At 75.0% G+C, this 9,297-nt stretch carries 8 protein-coding genes; all 8 read right to left on the bottom strand.

Translation table 11 applies throughout. The features are described 5' to 3' along the window. Positions 1-33: 33 nt before the first annotated feature. Positions 34-438 (bottom strand): TetR/AcrR family transcriptional regulator, encoded by a 405-nt coding sequence (locus tag ACWEV0_RS17585; protein ID WP_453150184.1) that lies wholly within the window; start codon positions 436-438, stop codon positions 34-36. After that, complete coding sequence (locus ACWEV0_RS17580) at positions 435-1,808, bottom strand: phenylacetate--CoA ligase family protein (RefSeq protein ID WP_453150183.1); 1,374 nt, start codon at positions 1,806-1,808, stop codon at positions 435-437. The genes ACWEV0_RS17585 and ACWEV0_RS17580 overlap by 4 nt, the downstream gene beginning before the upstream one ends. Positions 1,809-1,887: 79 nt before the next feature. Further along, positions 1,888-3,186, bottom strand: coding sequence for a dihydrolipoamide acetyltransferase family protein (locus ACWEV0_RS17575; RefSeq protein ID WP_453150182.1), 1,299 nt, complete (start codon positions 3,184-3,186; stop codon positions 1,888-1,890). Further along, a complete protein-coding gene (locus ACWEV0_RS17570) occupies positions 3,183-4,151 on the bottom strand; it encodes an alpha-ketoacid dehydrogenase subunit beta (protein WP_453150187.1) in 969 nt (322 codons plus the stop codon). Before ACWEV0_RS17570 ends, ACWEV0_RS17575 begins: the two co-directional genes overlap by 4 nt. A gap of 95 nt (positions 4,152-4,246) precedes the next feature. Further along, positions 4,247-5,374 carry a thiamine pyrophosphate-dependent enzyme gene (locus ACWEV0_RS17565; protein WP_453150181.1) on the bottom strand — a complete coding sequence of 376 codons (1,128 nt, stop codon included), beginning with the start codon at positions 5,372-5,374 and terminating at the stop codon, positions 4,247-4,249. Next, positions 5,371-6,597, bottom strand: a complete 1,227-nt coding sequence (locus tag ACWEV0_RS17560) for an MFS transporter (RefSeq protein WP_453150180.1) — start codon at positions 6,595-6,597, stop codon at positions 5,371-5,373. The genes ACWEV0_RS17565 and ACWEV0_RS17560 overlap by 4 nt, the downstream gene beginning before the upstream one ends. Further along, positions 6,594-7,925, bottom strand: a complete 1,332-nt coding sequence (locus tag ACWEV0_RS17555) for a DUF1116 domain-containing protein (RefSeq protein ID WP_453150179.1) — start codon at positions 7,923-7,925, stop codon at positions 6,594-6,596. Before ACWEV0_RS17555 ends, ACWEV0_RS17560 begins: the two co-directional genes overlap by 4 nt. Continuing rightward, entirely contained in the window at positions 7,922-9,295 is a 1,374-nt protein-coding gene (locus ACWEV0_RS17550) for an ATP-grasp domain-containing protein (RefSeq protein WP_453150178.1), read from the bottom strand. The genes ACWEV0_RS17555 and ACWEV0_RS17550 overlap by 4 nt, the downstream gene beginning before the upstream one ends. Positions 9,296-9,297 lie beyond the last annotated feature (2 nt).

Here is a 9,297-nt window from a genome sequence, read left to right as displayed (position 1 = left end):
GGCAGCGGATCGCCGCCGGAGAGCGAGTACAGCTCACCGTCGTCGCTCTCGGCCCGGCGCCTCCTCCCGGCCGTCGCGGATGCTCAGGAGCAGTTCGAGGCGCGCCCGCCCGTCGTCCGGCAGTTCGAGCGCCGTCCGTACGAAGTGGGCGAGGCGGTCCGTGCCCCGGTGGGCGGCGCGGGGCGCGGCCACCGCGTCGAGCACGGGCGCGAAGCGCGCGGCGGCCTCGTCGAGGGCCTGGACGTACAGCTCCGCCTTGCCCAGGACGTGGTGGTAGATGGACGACTTGGAGATGCTGAGGCGGGCGGCGAGGTGCTCCATGCTGGTGCCCTCGTAGCCGCGCTCGACGAACGCCTGCACGGCGCAGTCGAGCAGCGTCGCCCGGCTGTGCGGGAGCCGGCCCGCGCGGCGGGGGCGGGCCGGGGCGGCGGCGGTCACCGTATCCGCCACGGGGAGCCCGCGGTGTTCGCTCCCGCGGTGTCCGTGCCCGCGGCGTCGGTGCCGCGCCGGTCCCGGACCCGGTCGAGCTTGCCCTTCGAGCGCTCCAGGCTGCCGGGCTCGCACACCTCGACGGCCATGCCGAGCCCGGTGATCTCGCGCAGCGCGCGCACCAGGGCCCGGCCCGCCTCGGTGCGTTCCCGCTCGCCGGTGGCGGCGGAGTGGGCCTCGGCCCGTACGGTGACGCGGTCCAGGCGTCCCTCGCGGGTGAGTTCGACGCGGAAGTGCGGGGCCAGGCCGTCGGTGCGCAGCACCGCCTCCTCCACCTGGGACGGGAAGAGGTTGACTCCGCGCACGACGAGCATGTCGTCGCTGCGTCCGTGGACCCGTTCCAGGCGCCGGAAGGTGCCGAAGGCGGTGCCGGGCAGCAGCCGGGTGAGGTCGCGGGTGCGGTAGCGGATGACGGGCATGGCCTCCTTGGTGAGGGAGGTGAGGACGAGTTCGCCCGGGCTGCCGTCGTGCTGCACGGCGAGGCTGGCCGGGTCGACGACCTCGGGCAGGAAGTGGTCCTCCCAGAGGTGCACGCCGTCCTTGGTGCGCACGCTCTCGCCGGCGACGCCGGGGCCGAGCGCCTCCGACAGGCCGTAGATGTCGACCGCGTCGATGCCGGCCCGCTCCTCGATCTCGGCGCGCATGGACTCGGTCCACGGCTCGGCGCCGAGGAGGCCGACGCGCAGCGAGGTGGAGCGCGGATCGATGCCCTGCCGTTCGCACTCGTCGAGCAGCGTGAGCAGGTAGGAGGGGGTGGCCATGATCACCGTGGGGCGCAGGTCGCGGATGAGGCCGACCTGGCGGCCGGTCATCGCGACGGACGCCGGGACGACCGTGCAGCCGAGGCGTTCGGCGCCGTAGTGGGCGCCGAGGCCGCCGGTGAACAGGCCGTAGCCGTAGGCGATGTGGACCCGGTCGCCGGGGCGGACGCCGGCGGCGCGCAGGCAGCGGGCCACCAGGTCGGACCAGCGGTCCACGTCGCCGTCGGTGTAGGGGACGATCGTGGGCTGTCCGGTGGTGCCGCTGGAGGCGTGGATGCGGCTGATCCGTTCCTCGGGGACCGCGCAGAGGCCGAGCGGGTAGTTGGCGCGCAGGTCGGCCTTGGTGGTGAAGGGGAAGCGGGCGAGGTCGGCGAGGGTGCGGCAGTCCTCGGGGGTGACGCCGGCCGCGTCGAACGAGGTGCGGTAGAAGGGCACGTGGTCGTAGGCGTGGCGCAGGGTCCGGCGCAGGCGGCGCAGCTGGAGGGCGGCGAGCTCGTCGGCCGCGAGCTCGGGGACGAGGCCCGCCCGGTCGGCGGACGAGGCCGGGGAGAGGGTCACGGGGGCTCCGTTCTCCGCACGCGGCGGCACGGGGGTGGGGGGTGGCGGGTGACGGTGTGTGCAGGTGAAGGTGCGGCTGTCAGTGGTCGGCGAGGGCGAGGGCGGGGTGTTCCGCGAGGTCGGCGACGTGGCGGAGGAATCCGCCGGCGGTCTCGCCGTCGCAGACCCGGTGGTCGAAGACCAGGGCGAACTGGCAGATCTGACGTACGGTCAGCTGTCCGTCGACGACCCATGGCCGGGCCAGGATCCGGCCGACGCCGAGGATCCCGGCCTCGGGCGGGTTGAGCAGCGGTGAGCTGCCGTCGACGCCGAATCCGCCGTAGTTGTTCAACGTGAAGGTCGAGCCGGTCAGTTCGGTCGGCGGCAGTTCGCCGGACCGGGCGGCGGCCACCAGCCGGGTGATCTCGCGCTGGGTCTCGGTGGCGGTCAGCCGGCCGGCCCCGCGGACCACGGGGACGAGCAGTCCGCGGGGCGTCTGGGCGGCGATGCCGAGGTCGACGTCGGCGTAGCGCACGATCTCGTCGCCGTGGACGGAGGCGTTGAGGCCGGGGAAGCGCCGCAGTCCGGAGACGGTGATCCGGGCGAGCAGGGCGAGCAGCCCGGGCGCGTCGGCGGAGCGGGCGCGCAGGGTGTCGCGGAGTCGGACGAGCTCGGTGACGTCCGCGTCGACCCACACCGTGGCGGTGGGCACGGCGGCGGAGCGGGTGAGGCGCTCGGCGATGGTCCGGCGGACGCCGGTGAGCGGGATGCGGGAGGCGACGGCGGGGCCGCCGGGCACGGTCGTGTCGGTGCCGGAGGCGGCCGTGGTGACGGAGGCGGTGCCGGTGCCGGCGGGCGGGGCGGCGGCCTCGACGTCGCTGCGGGTGATGAGTCCGCCGGGCCCGGTGCCCCGGAGGGTGCGCAGGTCCAGGCCGCGGTCGGCGGCCAGCCGGCGCACGACCGGCGAGAGGACCGCGGGCACGGCCGAGACGGCCGGGCGGGCGACGCCGGCACGGGCCGGGGTGCTGCTCCCGGCGGCCTGCCGCGGGGCGTGCGCCGCCGTCGCGCGCCGGCGCCGGCGGCCCTTCGTACCCGCGTCGGGTGCGGTCCCGTAGCCGACCAGGACGTTGCCGGAGCCCTGTTGGGCCGGCGCGCCCGCGGTGTCGCCGACGGTGAGGAGCGGCGCGTCGACGGCGACGGTGCCGCCCTCGGGGGCGTGCAGGGCGACGACGACACCGGCGTACGGGGAGGGCACCTCGACGACGGACTTGGCGGTCTCCACCTCGACGAGCGGCTGGTCGACGGCGACGGTGTCCCCTACGGCGACCAGCCAGCGGACGATCTCCGCGTCGACCAGGCCCTCCCCCAGGTCGGGCAGCCGGAACTCGCGCGCGCTCACGCCCCGTCCTCCCACTGCAGCGAGTCGACGGCGTCGAGGATCCGGTCGGCGTCGGGCAGGTGATGGCGCTCCAGCTTGGGCGGCGGATAGGGGATGTGGAGTCCCGTCACCCTCCGCACGGGAGCGTGCAGATGGTGGAAGCAGCGCTCGGTGACGCGGGCGGCGAGCTCGGCGGCGATCGACGCGAAGCCGGACGCCTCGGCCACCACGACGGCCCGGCCGGTGCGCCGGACGCTCTCCACGACGGTTTCCTCGTCGAACGGTGCCACGCTGCGCAGGTCCACGACTTCGAGGTCGCGGCCCTCCTCGGCGGCGGTCTCGGCGGCTTCGAGGGCGACCGGCACGGCGGGCCCGTACGCGATCAGGGTGGCGTCGGTGCCCGGCCTGCGGACGACGGCCGCGCCGAGGGGTTCGGTACGGGCCGGCAGGGCGGCCTCCTGGCGGGACCAGTACAGCCGCTTGGGCTCCAGGAAGACCACCGGGTCGGGGTGGTCGATGGCGTCGCGGAGCAGGCTGTAGGCGTCGGCGACGGTGGCCGGGGCGACGACGGTGATCCCGGCCGTGTGCGCGTAGTAGCTCTCGGAGGAGTCGCTGTGGTGCTCGACGCCGCCGATGCCGCCCCCGTACGGGACCCGGATGACCATGGGGAGCGGCAGCCGGCCGCGGGTGCGGTTGCGCATCTTGGCGACATGGCCGACGACCTGCTCGAAGGCGGGCAGCGCGAAGGCGTCGAACTGCATCTCCACCACCGGGCGGAAGCCGTTCATCGCCATCCCCACGGCCATGCCGACGATCGCGGACTCGGCGAGCGGGGTGTCGAAGCAGCGTTCGGCGCCGAAGGCGGACTGCAGGCCGTCGGTGATGCGGAAGACGCCGCCGAGCCGGCCCACGTCCTCGCCGAAGACGACGACCGAGTCGTCGGAGGCCATGGCGTGGACGAGGGCGCGGTTGAGGGCCTCGGCCATGGAGGTGGGGCGCAGGGCCGGTACGGCGGCGGGGGCGGCGGGCGCGGGCGGCCCGGCCGGTATCGCGGGCCGGGCGCCGGTCTCGGTCACAAGGGTCATGGGGTGTCGTCCTCGTCAAGGAGTTCGCGCCGCACCAGGGCGAGGTCGCGGGCGAGTTGGGCGGAGTCGTCGGCCGTCACCTGGCTGAGCAGCGCCTCCGGTGACGGCGGGCCGGAGCGGACGAGGCCGGTGCGCAGCGCCGCCGCGCGTTCCTCGGCCGCGTCGGCGGCGGCCCGGATGCCGGCCTCGTCGAGCAGTCCGCGGGCCGTGAGGTAGGTCTCCAGGCGGGCGATCGGGTCGCGCCGGCGCCACCGGGCGACCTCGTCGGCCTCCCGGTAGCGGCCGGCGTCGTCGGCGTTGGAGTGGGGCTCCACGCGGTAGGTGTGCGCCTCGACGAGCATGGGGCCGGCGCCGGCGCGGGCGCGCTCGACGGCGTGGCGCAGCACGCCGAGGACGGCGGCGACGTCGTTTCCGTCGACGCGTTCGCCGGGCATCCCGTAGCCGATGCCCTTGTGGGCGAGGGAGGGCGCGGCCGTCTGGCGGTCGAGCGGCACCGAGATGGCGTAGCCGTTGTTCTGGACGAGGAAGACGACGGGCGCCTTGAAGACGGCGGCGAAGTTCAGCGCCTCGTGGAAGTCGCCCTCGCTGGTGGCCCCGTCGCCGATGAGCACCAGGGCGACGGTGTCCTCGCCGCGCAGCCGGGCGGCGTGGGCGAGGCCGACGGCGTGCGGCGCCTGGGTGGCGAGCGGGGTGCACTGGGGGGCGACGCGGTGGGCGACGGGGTCGTAGCCGCAGTGCCAGTCGCCGCGCATGAGGGTGAGGGTCTCGACGGGGTCGACGCCCCGGGTCATGACCGCCACGCAGTCGCGGTAGGTGGGGAACAGCCAGTCGCGCGGGCCGAGCGCGAGCGCGGCCCCGATCTGGCAGGCCTCCTGGCCGGCCGACGAGGGGTAGACGGCGAGTTCGCCCTGTTTGGCCAGGTTGGTGGCCTGCTGGTCGAGGCGCCGGCCGGTGACGAGGGCGCGGTGGGCGGTGAGGAGTTCGGTGTCGTCGGGTACGGGGTAGGGCCGGGGCCCGGGCGGCACGGCGTTGCCGTCGGCGTCGACGAAGGTGACGGGCCGGGCGGACGGGAGCAGCCCGAGCTCGGTGTCCGGTACGGCCTCCGGCGCGGCGGCCGGGGTCATGCCGTCGCCTCCTTCTTCAGCCGCGCCACGTTGAGCAGGGCGAGCACGGCCAGGACGGCGCCGGTGACGAAGACCGCCGTGAGGCCGGCGTTGTCCACGATGAGGCCGCCGACGAGCGAGCCGAGGCCGACGGAGACGTTGAAGCCGAGGACGAACAGCGAGGTCGCCGCCTCGGGCGAGTCGCCGGCGTAGGTGAAGACCACGGTCTGGACGCAGACCGGAATGGCGGTGAAGGACAGGCCCCACAGCACCAGGAGCAGATAGACGCCCGGCTGGAAGCGGCCGACGGCGAGCAGTGCGACCAGGGTCGCGGTGAGCACGGCGATGGCGACGAGCAGGGTGCCGCGCAGGTTGCGGGCGGCCGCGGCGCCGCCCACGAAGTTGCCGGCGACGCCGGCGACTCCGTACACGAGCAGCATCGTGCTGATCATCTTCGGGTCGATGCCGGCCCGCTGCTCCAGATAGGGGGCGAGGTAGGTGTAGGCGGCGAAGTGCCCGGCGACGACGAGGACGGTGATGACGACGGCGGTGAGGATGTTGCCGTTCCTCAGCAGCCGGGGCAGGTCGGCCACGCGGGCGGCGTTGGTGGACGGCAGCTTGGGCAGCAGCACGGCGGCGGCGACCAGGAAGACGACGCCGAGCCCGGCGATGGCGTGGAACACGGTGCGCCAGTCGGTGTGTTCGCCGATGAACGTGCCGAGCGGGACGCCGATCACGGAGGCGACGGAGATGCCGCCGAAGACCACGGAGGTGGCGCGGACGGCGTCCTTGGGCGCGACCAGGCGCAGGGCGATGCTGGCGGCGATGGACCACATCAGGCCGTGGGCGAAGCCGAGCACCACCCGGGCCGTCATCAGGACCGCGAAGTTCGGTGCGAGCGCGGTGAGTTCGTTGCCCGCGATGAGGACGAGGGCGAGCACCAGCATGAGCAGCCGGCGGTCGACGGTGCGGGTGAAGCTGGTCATGAACGGGGCGGCGAGGCCCGCGATGCCGCCGAAGAGCGTGACGGCGAGGCCGGTGGTGCCGGTGGAGACGTCGAGGTCGGGGCCGATGGCGGTGAGCAGGCCGATCGGGACCATCTCGGTCGTGGTGAAGGCGAAGACGGCCAGGGAGAGGGAGACGGTGGCCAGCCAGTAGCGCGCCGGGGTGCGTCCGGCGGGGGCGGCCGCGGCTCCGGCGGGCTCGGTCGCGGCCTTGGACCGGTGGTCGGTCGAGTGGGTCATGCGTGGTCCTCGGGGGTGGCGTGGGGGGCGTGCGGATCGGGGTCGAGCGCGTCCAGGGCGTCGAGCGCGGCCTGGAAGGGGGCGAGCGGGGGCAGGAAGAGCCCGGCGCCGATGTGTCCGCCGTCGCGGTGCGAGGCGCCCATGTGGATCACGGGCGGGATGCCGGTGTCGGCGACCAGGCGGGCGTCGATGCCGGTGGGCGTGCCGCGGAAGCGGAGGAACGGGATGCGGTAGACCGGGTGTTCGGCGAGCGTGATCCGGTACATCCGGTGGGTCTGCTCGACCATGCCCTCGGGTGAGCCGGCCGAGTAGTCCTGCATGGGCATGGCGGCCGCCGCGGCCATCCCGCCGAGGCCGATGGTCTCGGTGATCGTGGACTCGCCGCCCATGAAGGCCAGGTCGTCCGGGGTGAAACCGTCGAAGAGCTTGATGGGCAGGCTCGTGATGGGCGGCAGCGGGTGCCGGAACCACCGGTCGCCGGTGCCGGAGAGCCGCAGCGCGAACTCCTTGCCGCTGACGGTCATCGCGGTGACGACGCTGCTGCCGGCGATGCCGGACGCGGCGTCGGCGGCGGCCTTGCCGGCGGCCATCGACAGGTGCAGGAAGAAGTACTCGGACTCGGTGAGGAACACCGACAGGTCGAGCGCCCGCCGGTCGTCGACGAGGTCCCGCGCGGCGAGCAGCGCCTCCTGGATCCTGGCCCGGAAGATCAGCGAGGCCGCGATGTTGCGGCTGTGCAGGTCGTCGCCCATGTTGAGGGCGCGCCGGATGACGGGCTGGAGCGGGATCCCGCCGACCGAGCGGACGGCCTCGGCGAGCGTGGGCGCGATGACGTCCCGTACGTACGCCATCTGCTTCAGGACGGCGTCGTTGCTGACGCCGAAGGTGAGCGACTCGCGGGCGATGCCCTCGTTCATCCGGCAGTGCCCGGTGGTGCCGTTGGCCCGGTCCTCGACGACCAGGACCGGCATGGACGCCGAGCAGACGCCGCTGACCGAGCCCACCGCGCCGTGGTCGTGACAGGGCTCGACGCGGATGTCGCCGGAGGCGAGGCGGGCGTCGGCCTCCTCGGGGGTGGCGGCGAGCCCCTCGAAGAGGACGGCGCCGATGATGGCGGTGCGCTGCCCGCCCTCGTAGGACGCCCAGTCCATCGGGGCGCCGGAGGTGAGGATGGTGCGCGGGGTCATGCCGGGCAGGACCTCGCCCGCGGGGCGGACGTCCACCAGGACCGGCTCGGAGGCGACGATCCGGCGGACGGCCTCCGCGTTGGCGCGCTGCCGCCGCTCGGTCCGGCCGGGGCCGGTGACGGCGTCCGTGGTGGGCGTCATGGGGTGCTCCTGTTCGGCTGGGTGCGGACGCGGACGGTCTTGGCGAAGCGTTCGGCGACGGCGTGGATGTCCTCGCCCTCGGGGGCGTCCACGACGATCGACACGGCGCGGCCGCCGGAGTCGGTGAGTTCGCCGAGCCGGTCGCCGGGCTCCCGGGTGACGATCACGGCGCAGAGCCGGGGCGGGGCGTCGGGCGTGGTGGGGACGAACTCGGGCCAGGCGCCGTCCCGGGTGATCCAGGAGGCGGCGGTCTCGTCGCAGGTCACGTCGGCGAGTGCGCCGTGCGGATGGTCCAGGTAGAGCTGCCGGGCGCGGCGGCGGGCCGGGGCGACCAGCGGCCGCTCCCCGAGGGCCAGGTCGAGGAGCGCGGGCTCCAGGGGGCGCCCGGAGGCGAGGTGCCACAGCTTGGTGATGGCGTCGCCGGGCGGGCGGACGGCGACCTCCATCAGGACGACGCCGTCGGGGCCGAGCCGGAACTCGGCGTGACTCATCCCGGTCCCGAAGCCGATGGCGTCCAGGAGCCGCGCGTTGGCCGCCAGGAGCCGGGCCTCGTCGGCGGCGCCGAGCGCCGGTGCGGGCGAGGTGTGGCCGGTCTCGGTGAACCAGCGGGTGGCGCACTCGTTGGTGTCCTTGGCGGTGACGCCCGCCCAGACGGTCTCGCCGGCGTAGACGAGGGCCTCGACGGAGTACTCGGCGCCGCGGGCCCGCTCCTCCAGGAGCAGCGTCTCGTCCTCGGGGTAGTGGGCGAGTTCGGCGCCGAGTTCGGCGAGCGTGTCGACGGCCCGTACGCCGGAGCTGGACATCCGGCCGGCGGGCTTGAGCACGGCGGGCAGCGGTACGTCACCGAGCAGGCGCCCGAGGGCTTCCTCGGCCGCGCCGCCGTCGTCCCCGTCGGTCTCGCGGGCGGCGGCCCGGGCCTCGGCGCCCACCAGGGTCCAGCGGGGGGCGAGGTCGGGCGCGGCGAGCCGCTGGAGCACCTTGTTCCGGGAGACGCGGGCCGCGTGGGCGCCGGGGCCGGGCAGTCCGAGCGCCTCGGCGAGCGTGCCGGCGGGTTCGGCGAACACCTCGCCGCAGTTGAGCAGGGCCTTCACGTCGTAGGCGCGCAGCAGTCCGTGGACGGCGCCGACGAGGGTGTCGAGCGAGCAGTCGGGGACGTGGACGACCTCGGTGGCCCGGGACAGCGGGTGGGCCGGGTCGGCGCGGTGCGCGGCGAGCCGGTCGGCCGGGGTCTCCGGGCCGACGACGGCGAGGACGGCGAGGCCGCGGCTCTCGGCGTCGGTGAGCAGCTGGAGGTGGCGGCAGATCACCACGAGATCGGTGATCAGGAGCAGGGCGGGGGGCCGGCAGGGCGGCTGGGCGTTCTTGTTCACCG

Source organism: Streptomyces sp. NPDC003943 (genome assembly GCF_053605265.1).
The sequence above is the reverse complement of the archived record's forward strand: the minus strand, read 5'-3'. Positions and strand labels throughout refer to the sequence as shown.